The 19,229-nt window shown below is 55.4% G+C and carries 20 protein-coding genes; 7 read left to right on the forward strand and 13 right to left on the reverse strand.

Annotated elements, in window-relative coordinates; genetic code table 11:
- Positions 1 to 6: 6 nt before the first annotated feature.
- Entirely contained in the window at positions 7 to 891 is an 885-nt protein-coding gene (locus tag AC1MDE_RS12475; RefSeq protein ID WP_034829589.1) for a dihydrodipicolinate synthase family protein, read from the reverse strand.
- A 17-nt stretch (positions 892 to 908) separates the two neighbouring features.
- Positions 909 to 2,057 carry an iron-containing alcohol dehydrogenase gene (locus AC1MDE_RS12480; RefSeq protein ID WP_480344580.1) on the reverse strand — a complete coding sequence of 383 codons (1,149 nt, stop codon included), beginning with the start codon at positions 2,055 to 2,057 and terminating at the stop codon, positions 909 to 911.
- A 189-nt stretch (positions 2,058 to 2,246) separates the two neighbouring features.
- Here AC1MDE_RS12480 and dtnK point away from each other — a divergent pair, with 189 nt between their 5' ends.
- From dtnK to AC1MDE_RS12495, 3 genes are read left to right on the forward strand one after another with little or no spacing between them, the layout of a single operon-like run.
- Positions 2,247 to 3,518, forward strand: coding sequence for a D-threonate kinase (dtnK, locus tag AC1MDE_RS12485; protein WP_058960875.1), 1,272 nt, complete (start codon positions 2,247 to 2,249; stop codon positions 3,516 to 3,518).
- Complete coding sequence (locus AC1MDE_RS12490) at positions 3,511 to 4,491, forward strand: D-threonate 4-phosphate dehydrogenase (RefSeq protein ID WP_034829583.1); 981 nt, start codon at positions 3,511 to 3,513, stop codon at positions 4,489 to 4,491. Before dtnK ends, AC1MDE_RS12490 begins: the two co-directional genes overlap by 8 nt.
- A gap of 6 nt (positions 4,492 to 4,497) precedes the next feature.
- Entirely contained in the window at positions 4,498 to 5,259 is a 762-nt protein-coding gene (locus AC1MDE_RS12495) for a DeoR/GlpR family DNA-binding transcription regulator (protein ID WP_034829581.1), read from the forward strand.
- A gap of 118 nt (positions 5,260 to 5,377) precedes the next feature.
- Here AC1MDE_RS12495 and speD read toward each other — a convergent pair whose 3' ends face one another.
- The 3 genes from speD to AC1MDE_RS12510 form a co-directional block, all read right to left on the reverse strand.
- Complete coding sequence (gene speD, locus AC1MDE_RS12500; protein ID WP_058960874.1) at positions 5,378 to 6,187, reverse strand: adenosylmethionine decarboxylase; 810 nt, start codon at positions 6,185 to 6,187, stop codon at positions 5,378 to 5,380.
- Between the two features lie 5 nt (positions 6,188 to 6,192).
- Complete coding sequence (gene speE / locus AC1MDE_RS12505; RefSeq protein ID WP_160868765.1) at positions 6,193 to 7,056, reverse strand: polyamine aminopropyltransferase; 864 nt, start codon at positions 7,054 to 7,056, stop codon at positions 6,193 to 6,195.
- Between the two features lie 108 nt (positions 7,057 to 7,164).
- Positions 7,165 to 7,512, reverse strand: coding sequence for a YacC family pilotin-like protein (locus AC1MDE_RS12510; protein WP_007888732.1), 348 nt, complete (start codon positions 7,510 to 7,512; stop codon positions 7,165 to 7,167).
- 177 nt (positions 7,513 to 7,689) lie between these two features.
- On the opposite strand from AC1MDE_RS12510, the gene cueO reads away from it, so the two are divergent.
- Positions 7,690 to 9,312, forward strand: coding sequence for a multicopper oxidase CueO (cueO, locus tag AC1MDE_RS12515; protein WP_479402847.1), 1,623 nt, complete (start codon positions 7,690 to 7,692; stop codon positions 9,310 to 9,312).
- Between the two features lie 248 nt (positions 9,313 to 9,560).
- Here cueO and AC1MDE_RS12520 read toward each other — a convergent pair whose 3' ends face one another.
- Complete coding sequence (locus AC1MDE_RS12520; protein ID WP_058960871.1) at positions 9,561 to 10,850, reverse strand: cystathionine gamma-synthase family protein; 1,290 nt, start codon at positions 10,848 to 10,850, stop codon at positions 9,561 to 9,563.
- A 166-nt stretch (positions 10,851 to 11,016) separates the two neighbouring features.
- Here AC1MDE_RS12520 and hpt point away from each other — a divergent pair, with 166 nt between their 5' ends.
- From hpt to AC1MDE_RS12535, 3 genes are all read left to right on the forward strand, one after another.
- Entirely contained in the window at positions 11,017 to 11,553 is a 537-nt protein-coding gene (gene hpt / locus AC1MDE_RS12525) for a hypoxanthine phosphoribosyltransferase (RefSeq protein WP_039331277.1), read from the forward strand.
- Positions 11,554 to 11,798: 245 nt separating this feature from the next.
- Positions 11,799 to 12,722: an ABC transporter ATP-binding protein gene (locus AC1MDE_RS12530; protein WP_034829565.1), complete on the forward strand. Its 924-nt coding sequence runs from the start codon at positions 11,799 to 11,801 to the stop codon at positions 12,720 to 12,722.
- On the forward strand, positions 12,719 to 13,489 hold the full coding sequence (locus tag AC1MDE_RS12535; RefSeq protein ID WP_034829563.1) for an ABC transporter permease: 771 nt from the start codon (positions 12,719 to 12,721) through the stop codon (positions 13,487 to 13,489). Before AC1MDE_RS12530 ends, AC1MDE_RS12535 begins: the two co-directional genes overlap by 4 nt.
- Positions 13,490 to 13,526: 37 nt before the next feature.
- Here AC1MDE_RS12535 and panD read toward each other — a convergent pair whose 3' ends face one another.
- From panD to dksA, 7 genes are all read right to left on the reverse strand, one after another.
- The gene (panD, locus tag AC1MDE_RS12540) at positions 13,527 to 13,907 is read right to left on the reverse strand and encodes an aspartate 1-decarboxylase (protein WP_034829560.1); all 381 of its coding nucleotides are present in this window, start codon (positions 13,905 to 13,907) and stop codon (positions 13,527 to 13,529) included.
- Between the two features lie 40 nt (positions 13,908 to 13,947).
- On the reverse strand, positions 13,948 to 14,802 hold the full coding sequence (gene panC / locus AC1MDE_RS12545; RefSeq protein WP_058960870.1) for a pantoate--beta-alanine ligase: 855 nt from the start codon (positions 14,800 to 14,802) through the stop codon (positions 13,948 to 13,950).
- A 15-nt stretch (positions 14,803 to 14,817) separates the two neighbouring features.
- Complete coding sequence (gene panB / locus AC1MDE_RS12550) at positions 14,818 to 15,612, reverse strand: 3-methyl-2-oxobutanoate hydroxymethyltransferase (protein ID WP_058960869.1); 795 nt, start codon at positions 15,610 to 15,612, stop codon at positions 14,818 to 14,820.
- Positions 15,613 to 15,694: 82 nt separating this feature from the next.
- On the reverse strand, positions 15,695 to 16,180 hold the full coding sequence (gene folK / locus AC1MDE_RS12555; protein ID WP_058960868.1) for a 2-amino-4-hydroxy-6-hydroxymethyldihydropteridine diphosphokinase: 486 nt from the start codon (positions 16,178 to 16,180) through the stop codon (positions 15,695 to 15,697).
- Entirely contained in the window at positions 16,177 to 17,592 is a 1,416-nt protein-coding gene (gene pcnB, locus AC1MDE_RS12560) for a polynucleotide adenylyltransferase PcnB (protein WP_479401630.1), read from the reverse strand. Before pcnB ends, folK begins: the two co-directional genes overlap by 4 nt.
- Positions 17,593 to 17,628: 36 nt before the next feature.
- The gene (gluQRS, locus tag AC1MDE_RS12565) at positions 17,629 to 18,564 is read right to left on the reverse strand and encodes a tRNA glutamyl-Q(34) synthetase GluQRS (protein WP_480344581.1); all 936 of its coding nucleotides are present in this window, start codon (positions 18,562 to 18,564) and stop codon (positions 17,629 to 17,631) included.
- A gap of 70 nt (positions 18,565 to 18,634) precedes the next feature.
- Positions 18,635 to 19,090 carry an RNA polymerase-binding protein DksA gene (dksA, locus tag AC1MDE_RS12570; protein ID WP_034829547.1) on the reverse strand — a complete coding sequence of 152 codons (456 nt, stop codon included), beginning with the start codon at positions 19,088 to 19,090 and terminating at the stop codon, positions 18,635 to 18,637.
- Positions 19,091 to 19,229: the final 139 nt, after the last annotated feature.

Genomic DNA, 19,229 nt, shown 5'->3' on the forward strand with positions numbered 1-19,229 from the left:
CGGTCTTTACTGCAGGTACTGATTCACGATCTGGCGGATCTTCTGCTCTTCTTCGGCAGAGAAGCTCACCGCATAACGGCTGTTACCCACATCTGAACCCAGCAGTGAAACAGCTTTCTTAACGGTGGCCGGTGGGAAACCGACGCTGTAGAGATCGGTACGCAGGCCTGTAATGTTTTCCTGCGCCTGACGCGAGCCTTCAATGTCGCCCGCGTGGAAACGTGCCCAGATAGCGTTGATCTCTTTCGGTGCCACGTTGGCGAGACCCGAAATACAGGCAGTACAACCCTCAACAAAGCCACGGTGGATCAGCGAGTCAGGGCCGGTCAGCACGTTGAAGTTTTCCACGCCTTCAGCGGCCTTCAGGAAACCGCTCAGGCTCTCATAGCTGCCCGCACTGTCTTTGATGCCGATAATGTTGGGATGTGAAGCCAGCGCACGCACGGTTTCCGGCTGTAAGGTGTTGCCGGTGCGTGCAGGGATGTTGTACAGATACAGCGGTACTTCAATCGCATCTGCCACCGCGCGGTAGTGGGCAATCAACTCTTCCTGCTTCAGCGGCACGAAATACGGAGTGATCACCGAAACCGCATCCACGCCCAGTTTGGCGACTTGTTTGCCGAGGCGGATGGTTTCACGGGTAGAGATCTCACCGATGTGCGCCACAACGGGGGCAGCGCCGTTCACTTCATCGACGCAGGTTTCGGTAACCGCTAACTTCTCCTGCTCGTTGAGCACAAAGAACTCACCGTTGGTACCGCCGCAGAAGATGCCGTTACCCGCGCTGAGCTGACGTTGTACCTGCAGGCGCTGAGCCGCGGGATTAAACGCACCTTCACTGTCAAAGGTGGTGACGATGGCGGTTAATACGCCCTGAATTTTCTTGCTCATGATTCCCTCATTAATCCTTAGTGATTCAAAGCCGGAAACAGCGTCAGGTAGACGTTTCGTACGTCATCGGCGCTCACTTTCATCGGTACATTCTTCATCAGTCGCTGCACGTCGAGCGCGGCTTCAACCAGATACGGCAGGTGATCCGGGCCGATACCCAGTTCTTCCAGACTGGCAGGCAGTTTGAGACGTTTCACCAGCGCGGCAAAGTACTCCACCAGCGCATGCGATTTGGCTTCTACATCCAGTGAGGCATCGGCGTCCGGCAGCAGATCGTAGGCCTGCGCAAATTTGCTCACGGCGGCGGGGCGCACAAAGCGCATGCACGGTGCCAGCAGAATGGCGTTCGCCACGCCGTGCGGCAGATGATATTTGCCTCCCAGCGGATAGGACATCGCATGCACCAGATGGGTACCGGCGTGGGCAATCGATGCGCCACCGTAATAAGAAGCCCACAACATATTCAGGCGCGCTTCCAGATTGCCCGGTTCGGCAATGGTGGTCTCCAGGCTGGCAAACAGCTTTTTCATGCCGATCAGCGCATAGTTATCACTCACCGGATTGGACACGGTGGCGGTAAAGCACTCGATCAGATGACACAGTGCATCGATACCAGTGGAAGAGGCGATATGCGGCGGCATGCTGGTGGTCAGTTCAGGCACCAGTGCGACATAATCGGGCAGCATCACCGGAGTGATGATGCCAACTTTGGTCTCTTTCTCTGGGATCGCCAGGATTGCGTTTGGCGTGGCTTCGGAGCCGGTACCGGCGGTGGTCGGGATCAACAGTGACGTGGTGCGGATCAGCGGTTTCTCTCCGGCCAGCAGGGCATCCAGTGTCGGCGCGCCATCAACGCACAGAATCGACAGCAGTTTGGCGACATCCAGCACGCTGCCGCCGCCCACGCCGATCACCAGATCGACGTCGGTAGAAGGTAGTGCGGCAACAATGGCGGCGACATCGTGCTGGCTTGGCTCCGGCGGCACGCTGTTGACGATGCTCAAACTGCTGATCTGCTGTTTCAGCTGCGCGATCAGCGACTGAACCGCTGGAATGCCTTCGATATTCTTGTCGGTGACCAGAAGCGCTTTGTCTTTACTCTGCAGTAAATAGCTGAGGTCATTAAGCGCCTGGAAGCCACTGATCACGGTGCTGTTGATATTCATTTCATACCCTTATCGCGGTTTTTTCGTACTAAATGATTAATTTTGCTCATTCAGTGCGGGTTCTGTCACTATAGTGCCTAAATTTATAGGACAAATTGATTTCAAATAATTTGATCTTGCTCACATATAATCAATCATGATTGAATATAATCAATCTCAACACGGCGAACTGCCGGCAGAGGAAAGAGAATGACTTCACAGCCATGGAAAACACCCGTCTTAGTGATCGCGGATGATTTTACCGGTGCCAACGACGCCGGCAGCGGACTGGCGCGAGCAGGTGCAAAGGTGCATGTGCTGTTTGATAGCAGTACAGCCCACGATGCCAGCAGCGCCGATGTGCTGGTCATCAGCACCGACAGCCGTGCAGTCAGTGCAGCAGAAGCAGCGCATCGTACAACGCTAGCATTACAGCAGCATCAGGCGATTGCCCAGGATGGCTGGCTGTTTAAAAAGATTGATTCCACGCTGCGCGGCAATCCGGGCGCAGAGATTGAGGCCGCATTGCACGCCAGCGGAAAAACCTTAGCGCTGGTGGTGCCCGCTGTGCCGAAACTGGGCCGTACCACGCGTGAAGGTGAAGTCTGGATCAACCAGCAGCGTCTGACGGACACCGAATTTGCCAGCGACCCGAAAACCCCGGTGACCAGTAGCCATGTGTTAACCCGCCTGCACATGCAAAGCGATCTGACCGGTGAAACTCTGGACCTGGCAACGGTGCGCAGTGGCAAGCTGGCACAGGTGCTTGCCAGTAGGCAAGGCTTAGTGGTGCTGGATGCCGAGCAGGATGCTGATATTGCGCTGATTGTGGCGGCGGCGGCGAGTTTACCCGCACGACCCTTACTCGCAGGCGCTTCCGGATTAGGTGATGCATTGGGCGAATATCTGGCGACGCGTCCGGCCAGGCCGGTGCTGGCCGTGGTGGGTTCGATGAGCGCCATCGCGCAGCAGCAAATCGCCCGCCTCGCGACCCAACGTGACATTCGCATTATCGATATTGATATCCGTCAGCTGTTTGCTCAGCCCGCGTGGCCGCAGGCTGTCGAGTGGCAGCAAGCGATGCAACAGGCTTTACGCGACGGCGCACACTGCGTAGTGCGCACCACACAGCATGCAGAGCAACGCCATGAGATTGAACAGCTGTGTCAGCAACATCAGGTGTCACGCCAGGAGCTGGGAGAACGCATCTGCCACTTCCTCGCCCAATTGACCCACAACGTTTGCCGCCAGGCCTTGCCTGCCGGGTTGTATCTTTCGGGCGGCGACGTGGCAATTGCCGTCGCACAAGCGCTCGGCGCCAGTGGTTTTCAGATTCAGGGCCTGGTGGCGGGCTGTGTGCCGCACGGGGTTCTGCTAAATAGCGAATTACACCTGCCGGTGATGACCAAAGCGGGTGGCTTTGGTGACGAAAACACCCTGATAGAAGCCATCCGTTTCATTGAGGAGAAGTCGAGTGAATAAAATTATTGCGGTGACCATGGGCGATCCGGCGGGCATCAGCCCGGAGATCATCATTAAAGCGTTAGCGGAAGGCGACCTGGCGGGGATCCCGGCGGTGGTGGTCGGCTGTGCCAGTACGCTGCGTCGGGTGATGGGATTGAACATTACGCCGCAGGCTGAATTACGCGTACTGGATAACGTCAAAGATGCGCATTTCGCACCGGGCATCATCAACGTAATTGATGAACCGCTGGCCAATCCAGAGGCGTTAAAACCGGGTGTGGTGCAGAAAGAAGCCGGTGATTTGGCCTGGCGCTGTGTGAAACGCGCCACCGAACTGGCACTGGCCGGGGAAGTGCACGCAATCGCGACAGCTCCACTCAATAAAGAAGCACTGCACTCAGCAGGGCACATTTATCCGGGACACACCGAACTGCTGGCGCAACTAACTAACACCAAAAACTACGCCATGGTGCTGTACACCGATCATCTGAAGGTGATCCACGTCACGACGCATATCGCGCTGCGTAAGTTCCTGGATACCCTGAATGGCGATCGCATCCAGACGGTAATTGGCATGGCGGATACCTTCCTGCGCCGCGTCGGTTTCGACAAGCCGCGCATTGCCGTAGCTGGGGTGAATCCGCATGCGGGCGAAAATGGCCTGTTTGGTGACGAAGAGATCACCACCGTAGCACCGGCAATCAAAGTGATGAAAGAGCAGGGCATTGATGTTTATGGCCCTTGCCCGCCGGATACCGTGTTCCTGCAGTGCCAGCAAGGTCAGTACGATATGGTGGTGGCGATGTATCACGATCAGGGGCACATCCCTCTGAAATTGTTAGGTTTTTATGATGGCGTCAATATCACCGCTGGCCTGCCGTTTATCCGTACTTCCGCGGACCACGGCACGGCGTTTGATATCGCCTGGACAGGTAAAGCGAACTCTGCGAGCATGGCGATCTCCATTAAACTCGCGATGCAGCTAGCATAGGGAAATATGAAGGGACAAAGCCGTCTCGACCAGATTATGGACTATCTGAAAAGTCATAATCTGGTCACTGTAGAACAGCTGGTGAGTGCGATCTCGGCTTCACCGGCGACGATCCGCCGCGATCTGATCAAGCTCGACAAGGAAGGCGTCATTAGCCGCAGCCATGGCGGAGTGACGCTCAATCGTTTTATACCTGCGCAGCCGACCACGCTGGAAAAAATGCAGCGTAATCTGGCAGAGAAGCAGGCCATCGCGCAGTTTGCCGCCAGTTATGTGCAGTCGGGCGACTCCGTGGTGCTGGATGCCGGTACCACCATGCTGGAACTGGCGCGCCAGCTCACGCATCTGCAACTGCGAGTGATCACCGCCGACCTGCATATCGCGCTGTTCCTGTCTGAATTCAAGCAGATTGAAACCACCATTATTGGTGGCCGTATTGATGACTCCAGTCAGTCTTGTATTGGAGAGCATGGCCGACGCCTGCTGCGCAGCATTAATCCGGATATCGCGTTCGTTAGCTGTAACTCGTGGAGTATCGAACGCGGGATTACGACGCCGACGGAAGATAAAGCCGGTCTGAAGATGGATCTGCTGGCGAATGCACGCCGCCGCATTCTGCTGGCTGACAGCAGTAAGTACGGTTCCTGGTCGCTATACTGCGCCGCACCGATTGATAGTTTGACCGATGTGGTGACGGATGCGCGTCTCGACGACGCAGTTTGTCGCGCGTTGCGTGAGCGTGGCATTGGTTTGCAGCTGACAGCCTGATGTAACAAGGTCGCCATCAAAGGCGACCCTTCAGCAGTAGGGTTAACCCAATGCTAGCCCTGCACCGACACTTGCTTGCGTAGGTGCCCATTGATGCGCACCCGTTAATCGCAGCCCACTACGATAGCTTCAATCCCGTCGCCGGAATATTGCGGCCGTAGTAGATTTCACGCATCTCTTTCCACAGCAGATTGGTGATGCGCTTGTGCTCCTGCGGGTTGAGTTCTTCAGGCCTGGTATTGAACAGGTAGTATTTCAGGTCAAATTCCTTCAGTAACATCTTGGTGTGAAAGATATTTTCCTGATAGACGTTCACATCCACCATGTCGTACATCGCCTTCATATCCTCGGACATAAAGTTCTGAATCGAATTGATCTCGTGATCGATAAAGTGCTTTAAGCCATTCACATCGCGGGTAAAACCACGCACGCGATAATCAATGGTAACGATGTCAGATTCCAGTTGGTGAATCAGGTAATTCAGTGCCTTAAGCGGCGAAATCACCCCACAGGTGGAGACTTCGATATCAGCGCGGAAGGTGCACAATCCCCCCTCAGGATGGCTTTCTGGATAGGTGTGCACGCAAATATGGCTCTTATCCAGATGCGCCACCACCGAATTGGGCAGCGGACCCGGATGCTCAGATTTGTCGATATCCTGCGGATTGATCGGCTCTTCGCTGACCAGAATGGTAACGCTGGCACCCTGCGGTTCATAATCCTGTCGCGCGATGTTCAGCACGTTGGCACCAATGATTGAGCAGGTCTCCGTCAGGATTTCGGTGAGGCGATTCGCATTATACTGCTCATCAATATAGGCGATGTAGCCATCACGCTCCGCTTCGCTGTTGGCGTAGCAAATATCGTAAATACAAAAACTCAGGCTCTTCGTCAGATTATTGAAGCCGTGTAGTTTCAGCTTTTGCAATTTCGTCACTCCTCACACGACAAGGCATTCAGCAGATATTGCGGTAAGGCAAAGCTACCGACATGAATCGCGGGATTGTAGTAGCGGCAGCGTAGGCCCGCGTCGTCAAAGCGTGATTGCAGGGTGACTGCATCCCACTGGCGTAGCGTCTCGTTGTCGCTTGCCCAGGCAAACGTCATAATGCCACCGTAATAGGTGGGGATCGCCGCCTGATAAAAGCTGACGTCGGAGAAGTAATGGCCAAGTTTACGATGGCTGTTGATCGCTTCGTCCTGCTGCAGGAAACAGACGCCGTTCTGTGCCACAAAGATTCCGCCGGGATTTAGCGCCTGTTTACAGCCGGCATAGAATTCAGAGGTAAACAGACTTTCACCGGGACCGATGGGATCGGTGCAATCGGAAATAATGACGTCGAACTTCTCTTGCGTCTGGGTGACGAAATTCACACCATCATCAATCACCAGATTCAGCCGTGGATCGTCGTAAGCACCGGCGCTGTGATTGGGCAGATACGTCTTGCAAAAACTCACCACGCCGGCATCGATCTCAACCATGGTGATCTGTTCAATCGTTTGGTGACGTGAGACCTCGCGCAGCATGGCGCCATCGCCACCGCCAATGATCAGCACGCGCTTCGCCTTGCCGTGCGCCAGGATTGGCACGTGGGTCATCATTTCGTGGTAGATGAACTCATCGCGCTCGGTGGTTTGCACCACACCGTCCAGCGCCATGACACGACCAAAGGCGGCATTTTCAAAGATCACCAGATCCTGATGCGCCGTTTTGTCGCGATATAGCAGTTTATCTACCGTGAAATACTGTCCAAATCCGGCATGAAGCGTCTCATACCACATTTCATTCTGGGCCATGATGGGGCTCTCCTCGAATGTCATCGCCATGAAATTAGGGGAAAAAGCATAGCGAAATATGACCGTGGTTGCACGGTCAAATCTTCAGCAGCAGAGCGGGATGGCGGGCTATTTGACGTAAGCGAGCAGACTCAGCGAGTCACGCGCCAGCGACTTACACTTCTTGTCATTGGTAATGGCGATACCGCTCAAATCTTTGTAACTCTCTTCGCCGAGCGACTTCATGTTGTAGTTGCTGTAATTGCTCAGATCCCAGCGGTTCTGCTGGGCAAAAAACACCAGCGCTTTGCGAATTTGCGCATCGGGCAGATCCTGATAGCCACAATCGTTCTTCAGGTAAACAAACACCGCGGTCAGATCGGCCAGATCTTCTGCTTCGGATTCGCTCAGGGCAAAACTGGTGGAGGAGAAGCCAAGGAGTCCCGCCAGCAGCAGGATCTTGATGCTTTTCGTCATAATCATTCTCAACAAGGGACAATTTATTGACGTTAGCACAGTTATTGCAGGGATTCCGCTAAATTTGCCCAAATGGGGCATTCCCACGGTTTTTATCGGCGCATTCTGTTAAGGGGCTTGACCCTCCCGCAGGGTAAAGGTTTACGCTGTGCCCTTATTCACGACAAGGATAAGAATATGCAACGTCGTCATTTTCTAAAGTTGACCGCCGCACTCAGCGTGGCAGGTGCGCTGCCTTTGTGGAGCCGTTCGTTAATGGCGGCCACGCGCCCGCTGTTACCGATCCCCTCTATTTTGCAGCCCGATGCACGCGGAGCGTACACACTCACCGCGATGAGTGGCACCAGCCAATGGAACGGCAAATCCGTCCCGACGTGGGGCTATAACGGCAGTCTGCTCGGCCCGGCGCTGCGGTTGCCGCGCGAGAAAGCCGTTACGGTGAATATTCATAATCGGCTGGCGGAAGCAACGACATTGCACTGGCACGGTCTGGAAATTCCTGGCGATGTTGATGGTGGACCGCAAGCACTGATTGCGCCCGGTGCCTCACGTCAGGTGACCTTTACGCCCGATCAACCGGCTGCCACCTGTTGGTTCCATCCGCATCAGCATGGCAAAACCGGCTATCAGGTGGCGCAGGGGCTGGCGGGACTGGTGCTGTTAGAGGACGAAGATTCCGGCAAATTGCGTCTGCCGATGCAGTGGGGCGAAGATGATGTGCCGCTGATTTTCCAGGATAAACAGCTGACCAGAGACGGCGCAAAAATCGATTACCAACTCGACATCATGCGCGCGGCGGTGGGCTGGTTTGGTGACATGATGTTAACCAACGGCGTGCAGTATCCGCAGCAAGCGGTGCCACGCGGCTGGCTGCGCTTGCGTCTGTTGAACGGCTGCAATGCCCGTTCGCTGGATATCGCCACCAGTGATAAGCGCCCAATGTACGTGATTGCCAGCGATGGCGGTTTGCTGGCCGAGCCGGTAAAAGTGGATAGCCTGCCGCTGCTGCCCGGCGAGCGTTTCGAAGTGATGATTGATACTTCAGACGGCAAAACCTTCGACATGGTGACGCTGCCGGTGACGCAGATGGGCATGACGCTGGCACCCTTTGATCAACCCTTGCCGCTGGTGCAAATTCTGCCACTGCGCGTGATGGCAAGTGGTTCTATGCCGGATAAGCTGGTGGATCTGCCGCCGCTGCCATCAGTGGAAGGCGTGCAAAGCCGCTGGCTACAACTGATGATGGATCCGCAACTGGATCAACAAGGCATGCAGGCGCTGATGGATCGTTACGGTCATCAAGCCATGGCCGGGATGAAAATGGATCACGGCAGCATGGACTCGAAGGGCGGGGCGATGCAGATGGATCATGGCAACATGGACATGAGCGGCGGTGCCATGAAGATGGACCATGGCAGTATGCCGATGGATCACGCAAAAACAGCGGCTTACGATTTCCACAACGGCAATAAAATCAACGGTCAGGCGTTTAACATGACCAAGCCGATGTTTAACGCCGAACTCGGCAAAGTGGAAAAATGGACCATTTCCGGTGAGGGCGATGCTATGCTGCATCCGTTCCACATTCATGGCACCCAGTTCCGCATCCTGTCAGAAAACGGCAAGCCGCCAGCGCCGCATCGTGCAGGCTGGAAAGACATGGTCAGCGTCAACGGCTGGCGCAGTGAGGTGCTGGTGCGCTTTAACTACGTTGCCAATGCCGATAACGCCTACATGGCGCATTGCCATCTGCTGGAGCATGAAGATACCGGCATGATGCTGGGCTTCACCGTCGGCTAAGTGACTGCCACACCGCAGCGAAGCCTAAACGTCTTCGCTGCGGGTTGTATAGCAATACCAGGGCATAAGCGGGACTTTTACTGCTCAGCAGTATCAGGGCGCTAATGGCCTGATTTCCTGTTACAGGGGCAGGGCACAAGTGGCCTGGTTTACGGCAGCACACGAGCGTGGACATCGGGCAGCCTTATCCAGCTGCTCGATGCCTGGTCAACGCCGCCCTTCACGCACTGAGCGTGCCAGGCAAGTGATTAGGCCTGAGCCGCTTCCAGTGCCAGCCGGATATCCTCAATCAAATCATCAGCATGTTCGATACCAATCGACAAACGTACCGTGGCATCGGTAATGCCAATACGCTGGCGTACTTCCTGCGGTACGCCGGAATGGGTGGTGCTGCCCGGATGGCTGGCGAGTGATTCGGTACCGCCCAGGCTCACGGCCAATTTAAACAACGCAAGGGCATTGAGAAAACGAAACGCTGCCGGCTGGCCACCTTTGATATCAAAAGAGAACGTGGAACCTGCGCCGCTGCATTGTCGCTGGAAGGTTTCACCCGCAGAGGTGTCCGCATCGAGATAGGGCAGCCAGTGCAATTTTTCTACCTGCGGATTATCACGCAAAAACGCGGCGACTTTGTCTGCATTGCTGGCGGCTTTCTCCATCCTCAACGACAGCGTTTCCAGCGATCGTCCAATCATCCAGCTGGAGTGCGGATCAAGTTGGGTGCCGATGGCGCTGCGCAGCGATCGCACCTTGCTCACCAGCGCTTTGCTGCCCAGCACCGCACCGGCAATCAGATCCGAATGGCCGCCGACATATTTGGTGAGCGAGTAGAGCGACAAGTCGGCACCGTGCTGCAAAGGACGTTGAAACAGCGGGCCGAGCAAGGTGTTATCGCAGGCGAGAATCGGGCGCGAACCTTGCTGCTGGGTGATGACATCTGCTACCTGCTTCATCAGCTGAATATCCACCAGGCTGTTGGTCGGGTTGGCCGGCGTCTCAATCAGAATCAGCGCCACACGACCGCGCTGCCACGCCAGTTTGGCTGCTTCATACACTTTGTCTTCATCGGTGCCATCGCTGAAGCCGACGGCTTTAATCTCTAAATCGTGTAGCGTTTTGCTTAGCAACGTTTCAGTGCCGCCGTACAGCGGCTGAGAATGCAAAATCACTTCACCCGGCCGCGCAAACGCCAGCAGCGTGGTGGCAATGGCCGACATTCCGGAGGAGAACAGCGCGGCACTTTCTGCCTGTTCATAGATGGCCAGCCGATCTTCCACAATCTCGCTGTTGGGATGGTTAAAGCGTGAGTATACCAGCCCACCGCTCTTGCCCTCCGGCGGCTGCTTACGTCCGGCAACGAAATCAAAAAAGTCCTGTCCCTCTTCGGCGCTGTTGAACACAAAGGTCGAAGTCAGGAATACAGGAGGTTTGACTGCGCCCTCCGATAGCCGCGGATCGTAACCGTAATTAAGCATCTGCGTTTCCGGATGCAGATCGTGGGTGCCAATCTGTGTTTTTTTACTGGATGAAGCGGCCATAGGATCTCCAGAGAATACCGGTGAGAGTGCGGGTGGGTTTTCTGTAGTTAAGGCCAGCGCAATAAATTTTGCCACGGTATCGTTTGCGTTCTGTGCGCGGCGTTAGAGGTTGGTTCGACTATGATAGACTTCGTGGCTTTCTGAAAACCTTAACCAGGCGAATGCAATGAAACACACCGTCGACGTGATGATCTCTGAGCAGGAGATTGCAACCCGTATTGCCGAACTGGGCAAGCAGATTAGCGAACACTACCGTAGCAGCGGCAGCGAAATGGTGTTGGTGGGTCTGCTGCGTGGCTCCTTTATGTTTATGGCCGATCTCTGTCGTGCCATCGATGTCCCGCATGAAGTCGACTTTATGACCGCCTCCAGCTACGGCAGTGGCATGTCATCGACCCGCGACGTGAAAATCCTGAAAGATCTGGATGAGGACATTCGCGGCAAAGACGTGCTGATCGTGGAAGACATCATCGATTCTGGCAACACGCTGAGCAAAGTGCGCGAGATCCTGCGCCTGCGCGAGCCAAAGTCACTGGCCATCTGCACGCTGCTGGATAAACCAGAGCGTCGCGAAGTGGAAGTGACCGTGGAATACGTTGGTTTCACCATTCCTGACGAGTTCGTGGTCGGCTTTGGTATCGACTACGCGCAGCGCTATCGTCATCTGCCGTATATTGGCAAAGTTATCCCGACCGGTGAATAACCGCACAATCTTCCAAGGCTAATCCCGCCAGCCTGCGATAAGATGCGCAGCCCGCGAGTCAATGACTGACGGGCTGCGCTTGCGTTCCCCTACCGCATGCAGAGTGGTAAAGTGTCGCGGGTTATCGCTCAGCGCTTCATCTTTGATTTTTCACTCGTTATCTCTGAATAACCCCGCATGCTCAGCGTGAGCGCACTATCATTTCATAGGGCTTTGATGTCACTACAACAGGGTATGGATTCGCAATGACTTATGCACTGGAACTTTCCGGGCTCACCAAAACCTATCCCGGCGGCGTTCAGGCGCTGAAGAAGCTTGATCTCAACGTTGAGGCAGGCGATTTTTACGCACTGCTCGGGCCAAACGGCGCGGGTAAATCGACCACTATCGGCATCATCAGTTCGCTGGTGAATAAATCCGGCGGCAGCGTGCGGGTGTTTGGCTATGACCTGGAAAAAGACGTGGTCAATGCGAAACGCCAGCTGGGTCTGGTTCCGCAGGAGTTCAACTTTAACCCGTTTGAAACCGTGATGCAGATTGTGGTCAATCAGGCGGGTTACTATGGCGTGGAGCGGGCTGAAGCTAACAAGCGCGCGGAAAAATACCTTAACCAACTCGATCTGTGGGGCAAACGCAACGAGCGTGCACGCATGCTGTCGGGCGGGATGAAACGCCGTTTGATGATCGCACGTGCGCTGATGCACGAGCCAAAACTGCTGATTCTGGATGAACCGACCGCAGGTGTCGATATCGAACTGCGTCGTTCAATGTGGACCTTCCTGAAAGATCTCAACATCAAAGGCACCACCATTATTCTCACCACGCACTACCTGGAAGAAGCAGAAATGCTGTGCCGCAATATCGGCATTATTCAGAGCGGTGAGCTGGTGGAAAACACCTCGATGAAAGGCCTGCTGTCAAAGCTGCAATCGGAAACCTTCATCCTCGATCTGGCGCCGCGCAGCCCACTGCCGCAGCTGGAAGGCTTCCAGTATCGCCTGGTGGATACCTCTACGCTGGAAGTGGAAGTGATGCGTGAGCAGGGGCTCAACAGCGTGTTCAGCCAGCTGAGTGCGCAGGGCGTGCAGGTGCTGAGTATGCGTAACAAAGCGAACCGCCTTGAAGAGCTGTTCGTCAGCCTGACCCAGGGTAAAGGAGTGAAAGCATGACACATTTATACTGGGTGGCGCTCAAGAGTATCTGGGCCAAGGAGATCAACCGTTTTGCCCGCATCTGGATTCAGACGCTGGTGCCACCGGTGATCACCATGACGCTCTATTTCATCATCTTCGGTAACCTGATTGGTTCACGCATCGGCGATATGCATGGCTTCAGCTATATGCAGTTCATCGTGCCGGGTCTGATCATGATGGCGGTGATTACCAACGCTTACGCCAACGTGGCCTCTTCATTCTTCAGCGCCAAATTCCAGCGCAATATTGAAGAGCTGCTGGTGGCGCCGGTGCCCACGCACATTATCATCGCTGGTTATGTTGGCGGCGGCGTGGCGCGTGGCGTGTGCGTTGGTATTCTGGTGACGGCTATTTCGCTGTTCTTTGTGCCGTTCCACGTGCACTCGTGGTCAATGGTGGCCCTGACGCTGCTGCTGACTGCGATTCTGTTCTCGCTGGCTGGCCTGCTGAATGCGGTGTTTGCGCGTACCTTTGACGATATCAGCTTGATCCCCACCTTCGTGCTGACACCGTTAACCTATTTGGGGGGGGTGTTCTATTCGCTGACGCTGCTGCCGCCGTTCTGGCAGGCGGTGTCGAAACTGAACCCGGTGGTATATATGATCAGTGGATTCCGCTACGGTTTCCTCGGCATCAATGATGTGCCGCTGGTGTTTACCCTGTCAGTGCTGATTGCCTTTATCGTGGTGTTTTACGTACTGGTGTATGCGTTGATTCAGCGCGGTCGCGGATTGCGGACTTAAGTTTTACGGGGGCGGCCGAATGGCCGCCCTCGTTGTATCAAGCCACCTGAACCGGCAACGCTTTAGCGATGCGTTTCATCTCGTTGTCGCCTTCGAAATAAGCGACTTTGGGCTGCCAGCTACGGGCGACTTCATCTTCCACCTGCACATAAGAGCAGATGATCATGATGTCACCTTCGCAGGCACAACGGGCGGCGGCACCGTTAACGGAGATGATCTTCGAGCCACGCTCAGCGGCAATCGCGTAGGTGGAGAAACGCTGACCGTTGGTGACGTTATAAATGTCGATGGCTTCGTATTGCAGAATGCCGGATGCATCAAGAAAATCCTGGTCGATGGCGCAGGAACCTTCGTAGTGCAAATCTGCCTGCGTGACTTTCACGCGGTGCAGTTTGCCCTGAAGTACGGTACGAATCATAACGGGATAACCTTATTAAGCTGCGATTAAACGACGGAGGTTACTCCGTCAGATCCACTTGCTGATTATCGATCAGGCGCGCATTGCCCAACCAGGCGGCCATCAGAATCACGGCGCGCTGGCTATCCACCGTCAGCGGCTGCAAATTGTCGGCATCGCAAATAGCCAGACCATCAGGGCGGAAGCCTTTCTCACGCAATGCGACCTCGGCCGTTTCGATAATCTCTTCAACATGGCGTTCGCCGTTGTTCAGACGCTCGGCCATGCTGTTCATCACCTGGCTCAGACCCGCAGCGATCGCGCGCTCTTCGCTGGTGAGATAACCGTTACGTGAGCTCAACGCCAAACCATCTTGCGCGCGTACGGTTGGCACGCCGACAATCTCGATATCGAAGCCCATGTCGGCCACCATCTTGCGAATAATGGCTAACTGCTGGAAATCTTTCTCACCAAAACAGGCAATATCGGGCTGCACCAGATTAAACAGTTTGCTCACAATAGTGGACACACCGCGGAAGTGACCGGGACGACTGGCACCTTCCAGCAAAGACGATAACCCCGGAACTTCAACGAAGGTCTGGCTATCCAGCCCTTTGGGATACACATCCGCTGGCGCAGGGGCAAACACCAAATCGACACTATGACGATTGAGCTTCTCGCAATCGTCCTGCAAGGTACGGGGATAACGCGCCAGGTCATCGGCGCGTTCAAACTGCATCGGGTTGACGAAGATCGAGACCACCACGATATCGGCCCGCTCGCGCGCTTCATCCACCAACGTCAGGTGGCCGTCATGCAGGTTGCCCATGGTGGGCACCAGCGCGATACGTTTGCCTTCCTGCCGCCAGCGACGAATTTCTCGTCGCAGCATCGGCAGCGATTCAATAATCAGCACTGCAACTCTCCTGATTTACTGGAAACTGTGTTCGGCGGCAGGGTAGATGCCCGCCTCAACGTCGGCAATATACTGGCGAATTGCCGCGCGAATGTCGCCGGTTTCCGCGAGGAAATTTTTGGCAAATTTAGGAATATGACCGCCGGTAATGCCAAAGGCATCGTGCATCACCAGAATCTGTCCATCGGTGACGTTACCCGCACCAATACCGATGACCGGAATGCTCAACGCTTTGGTGATACGCTCTGCCAGCGCCACCGGCACACACTCCAGCACCATCAATTGTGCTCCTGCGGCTTCCAGCGCCAGTGCATCGGCCAGCAAACGCTCCGCGCCCGCTTCATCACGGCCCTGCACCTTGTAGCCACCAAAGATGTTCACTGACTGTGGCGTCAGGCCTAGATGACCACAGACCGGCACGGCGCGCTCGGTAAGCATACGCACGGTGTCTGCCAGCCATTCACCGCCTTCCAGCTTCACCATGTTGGCACCGGCACGCATCAGTTGAGCGGCGTTATCGAAGGTTTGCTGCGGTGTGGCGTAACTCATAAACGGCAGGTCGGCCATCACCAACGCATTCGGCGCGCCTCGGCGCACGGCCGCGGTGTGATAAGCGATATCCGCCACGGTGACAGGTAATGTGGATTCATGACCTTGCACGGTCATGCCAAGGGAGTCGCCAATCAGCATCACCTGAATGCCTTCATCGGCAAACAGGCGGGCAAAGCTAAAGTCGTAGGCCGTCAGGGTGGCAAATTTGCGGCCACTGGCTTTGAGCTGGCGTAAATGGGAGATGGTTGTCGGTTTCATCGCACACTCCAGAGTTTTCTGATGCGCGCAGTGTACTGGATTGATTGAAAAGGCGATACGACCGTAGTGCGATTATTGCCGCCTACTCAGACCACAAGCGGATGGTGCTGCGATCCAGCGTGGCGAGGATGCCGGTCAGTGGCTGACCGTTGGGCAAGCGCAGGCCTGGCGCGATTTCCAGCAGCGGTACCAGCATAAACGCACGGTTGTGCATGTCGTAGTGTGGCACGGTGAGACGTGGAGTGTGAATCGTCTGCTGACCAAACAGCATGATGTCGATATCGAGGGTGCGCGGTCCCCAGCGCTCCGCTTTGCGCACACGCCCATGCTCCAGCTCGATACGTTGCGTATGATCGAGCAGCGCTTCAGCTTCCAGCGTGGTGTCCAGCGCGACCACCGCATTCAGGTAATCAGGCTGGTCTGGCGGGCCGTACGGTGGCGTGCGGTACAGTGAAGAGGTGGCGACGCGCGAGGTGTGCGGGATCGCATCAATCGCGGCCAGCGCTGCATCAACCTGATGCAGCGGGTCGGCCAGATTACTGCCTAAGGCGAGGTAAACACGAATCATGATGCGCTATTGGTATCGCGGCGCGGGCCGGTTGGACGACGGCGCGGACGACGCGGTTTGCGACGCGGTGCCACCGGATCATCGCCCAGCGTGTTCATCATGGTTTTCTGCTCGACCGGCGCCGCAGCCTGGAACTCGCCCCACCAATGGGTCAGGCTTTGCAGTTCGCGGTTGTTTTCCACATCGGCTCGCAGCGCCAGCAGATCATAAGCGGCACGGAATTTAGGATGCTCCATCAGCTTCCATGCGCGTTTGCCATGACGACGTGACATGCGCAACTGCAGCTGCCAGATATCGCGAATCAGGGTGGTGATACGCTTAGGAATCGCCAGCGCACGGCAGGCTTCATCCAGCGTTTCGTTCATCGACAGCGCAAAGGCGTCGTAATAGGTCAGTCCGCTTTCCTGCGCAATGCGTTGGGCCGATTCCAGCTGCGGATACCAGAACATCGCGGCAAACAGGAAGGCCGGATTGACGCGCATATCGTTCTGAATGCGGTTGTCGGTGTTCTTCAGCACCTGAGCCAGCATTTTCTCCATCAGACTGTCGCTTTCGGCGGTGAAGCCACGCGTCAGGGTAGGGAACAGCGGCTGGAACAGATGGTACTCACGCATCATCTGATAGGTACGGAATCCGTAACCGGCTTGCAGCAATTTAAGGGATTCTTCAAACAGACGCGCAGGCGGAATGTCATTCAGCAGCGTGGCCAGGCGTGGAATCGGCTCGGCAGTTTCCGCGGCAATGCGCATCTCCAGCTTGGCGGCAAAACGCACCACGCGCAGCATCCGTACCGGATCTTCGCGATAACGTGTTTCCGGATCGCCAATCAAACGGATCACGCCGTCTTCCAGATCCTGCAACCCACCCACGTAATCACGTACGGAGAAATCCGCCACGCTGTAATACAGGCTGTTGATGGTGAGATCGCGGCGCTGGGCATCATCTTCGATGCTGCCAAAAATGTTATCACGCAGCAGCATGCCGTTCTGGCCGCGCTGGGAGTTGTTGCGATCGTCTTGAGCTTCTTCCTGGTGATGACCACGGAAAGTCGCGACTTCGATCACTTCAGGACCGAACATCACATGTGCCAGACGGAAACGACGACCGACGAGACGGCAGTTGCGGAACAATTTGCGCATCTGCTCAGGCGTGGCGTTGGTGGTGATATCAAAGTCTTTTGGCTTCTTACCCAGCAGCAAATCGCGCACGCCGCCGCCTACCAGGTAAGCTTCGAAACCGGCTTTATTCAGGCGATACAGCACTTTAAGGGCGTTTTCGCTGATATCTTTGCGTGAGATGTTATGGCTTTCACGGGGAATGACGGTCATCAGACTTTCAGTTTCCACCTCTTCAGGCGCCTCCTCGTCACGCTTGAGGACTCTCCGGCAAAAATTTGCGACTCGGGTAAAAATGGGACACCTCGACAGTGATAAAAGGGTGTTAATAAATCAGCGGCTAATCATAGCCTGTTGCGAACCATTTAGGAATGGCGATGTCGCCTCATCCGTGATTCGCGCGTTCTGTCGTGGGATCAGTTGGATACTCCACTGTGCCACCGCGTTATCGAGCAGTTGCTCCACTGTGGCATCTTGCCAACTCTCCAAAACCGATTGCCCCAGCAAGTGCAACGCGCATATCAGCAATGGGCGCGCATCCCCATCAGGTAGAGCGGGCGCATGATTCTGTTTAGAGAGCTTATTGCCATCGTCATTGATGGCCAGCGGCAGGTGCAGATACGCAGGCACCGGCCAGCCGAACTGCTGGTAGAGCGCGATTTGACGCACCGTGGGTTCAATCAAATCTGCCCCGCGTACGATTTCCGTCACACCCTGAAAATGGTCATCTACTACCACCGCCAGGTTGTAAGCAAACAAACCATCCCGGCGATGGATAATAAAATCTTCTTCTGCCAGCGAGCGCTCGGCCGCTAAATGACCGCGCAGGTGATCGTCAAAGCCATAAACCGGCGCATGCTGACGCAGGCGCAGCGCGGCGTTGTCTGAAGGGAGATGTAATTCCCGACAGTGACCGTCGTAGAACCCCCCAAGCTGCTGAATACGGCTGCGCGTGCAGGTACAAAAGTAGCTTTGACGGTGCTGTTGCAGCCAGCTCAGCGCTTCCCGGTAGGCATCATGACGCTGCGACTGCCACAACACGTCGCCATCCCACTGCAGGCCATAATGCTCCAGCTGTTTCAGGATGCGTGTCGCTGCGCCAGCCACTTCTCGCGGCGGATCGATATCTTCAATACGCACCAGCCAGCGGCCTTGTTGCGCACGCGCGCTCAGGTAGCTGCCTAAGGCGGCTATCAGCGAACCAAAATGCAGATCACCAGAAGGAGAGGGAGCGAAACGCCCGACGCAGGAAGAGGTTGAAGAGTTCATTTTGAGGTGCACCGCACGTCGGGAAAACAGTGGTTTTCCCGGCAGTGCGGCGACATTCTGCTCACGGCCATTAGCCTGCCATTTGCTTCTCGCGGATTTCAGCCAGCGTTTTGCAGTCGATGCAGAGATCGGCGGTCGGACGCGCTTCAAGGCGACGAATACCAATTTCTACACCACAAGAATCACAGTAGCCGAAATCGTCGTCATCCACTTTCTTCAGCGTTTTTTCGATCTTTTTGATCAGTTTACGCTCACGATCGCGGTTACGTAATTCCAGGCTGAACTCTTCTTCCTGTGCGGCACGGTCTACCGGATCCGGGAAGTTCGCAGCTTCGTCCTGCATATGCGACACAGTGCGGTCTACTTCATCCCGAAGTTGGTTGCGCCAGGCTTCCAGAATCTTGCGGAAATGGCTCAGTTGGGCGTCGTTCATATACTCTTCGCCCGGTTTCACCTGATACGGCTCCACACCAGCGATGGCGAGGATACTCAGGGACGATGTTTTACGGTTTTGCCCTTCTTGCATGTTGTTTCTCCTGGATAACACGCCCTTCCCGTCATACTTCAGGTTGCATGTGCATTGGCTAAATTGACCACCGACTGCCTGCAACGCGAATTATTAAGGGGTATATCGATTCCCATCAGGGAAAAAACAGGCCGCTATA

This window comes from Pantoea folii (assembly GCF_056678875.1).

Bases quoted from the DNA above. Each gene is read 5' to 3' on its own strand.
- AC1MDE_RS12510 (WP_007888732.1), bottom strand. From the start codon at position 7,512: ATGACGAAAAGCATCAAGATCCTGCTGCTGGCGGGACTCCTTGGCTTC.
- AC1MDE_RS12520 (WP_058960871.1), bottom strand. From the start codon at position 10,850: ATGGCCGCTTCATCCAGTAAAAAAACACAGATTGGCACCCACGATCTG.
- AC1MDE_RS12480 (WP_480344580.1), bottom strand. From the start codon at position 2,057: ATGAATATCAACAGCACCGTGATCAGTGGCTTCCAGGCGCTTAATGAC.
- AC1MDE_RS12495 (WP_034829581.1), top strand. From the start codon at position 4,498: ATGAAGGGACAAAGCCGTCTCGACCAGATTATGGACTATCTGAAAAGT.
- gluQRS (WP_480344581.1), bottom strand. From the start codon at position 18,564: ATGAACTCTTCAACCTCTTCCTGCGTCGGGCGTTTCGCTCCCTCTCCT.
- hpt (WP_039331277.1), top strand. From the start codon at position 11,017: ATGAAACACACCGTCGACGTGATGATCTCTGAGCAGGAGATTGCAACC.
- AC1MDE_RS12530 (WP_034829565.1), top strand. From the start codon at position 11,799: ATGACTTATGCACTGGAACTTTCCGGGCTCACCAAAACCTATCCCGGC.
- speE (WP_160868765.1), bottom strand. From the start codon at position 7,056: ATGGCCCAGAATGAAATGTGGTATGAGACGCTTCATGCCGGATTTGGA.
- AC1MDE_RS12475 (WP_034829589.1), bottom strand. From the start codon at position 891: ATGAGCAAGAAAATTCAGGGCGTATTAACCGCCATCGTCACCACCTTT.
- dtnK (WP_058960875.1), top strand. From the start codon at position 2,247: ATGACTTCACAGCCATGGAAAACACCCGTCTTAGTGATCGCGGATGAT.
- AC1MDE_RS12535 (WP_034829563.1), top strand. From the start codon at position 12,719: ATGACACATTTATACTGGGTGGCGCTCAAGAGTATCTGGGCCAAGGAG.
- panD (WP_034829560.1), bottom strand. From the start codon at position 13,907: ATGATTCGTACCGTACTTCAGGGCAAACTGCACCGCGTGAAAGTCACG.
- folK (WP_058960868.1), bottom strand. From the start codon at position 16,180: ATGATTCGTGTTTACCTCGCCTTAGGCAGTAATCTGGCCGACCCGCTG.
- cueO (WP_479402847.1), top strand. From the start codon at position 7,690: ATGCAACGTCGTCATTTTCTAAAGTTGACCGCCGCACTCAGCGTGGCA.
- dksA (WP_034829547.1), bottom strand. From the start codon at position 19,090: ATGCAAGAAGGGCAAAACCGTAAAACATCGTCCCTGAGTATCCTCGCC.
- panB (WP_058960869.1), bottom strand. From the start codon at position 15,612: ATGAAACCGACAACCATCTCCCATTTACGCCAGCTCAAAGCCAGTGGC.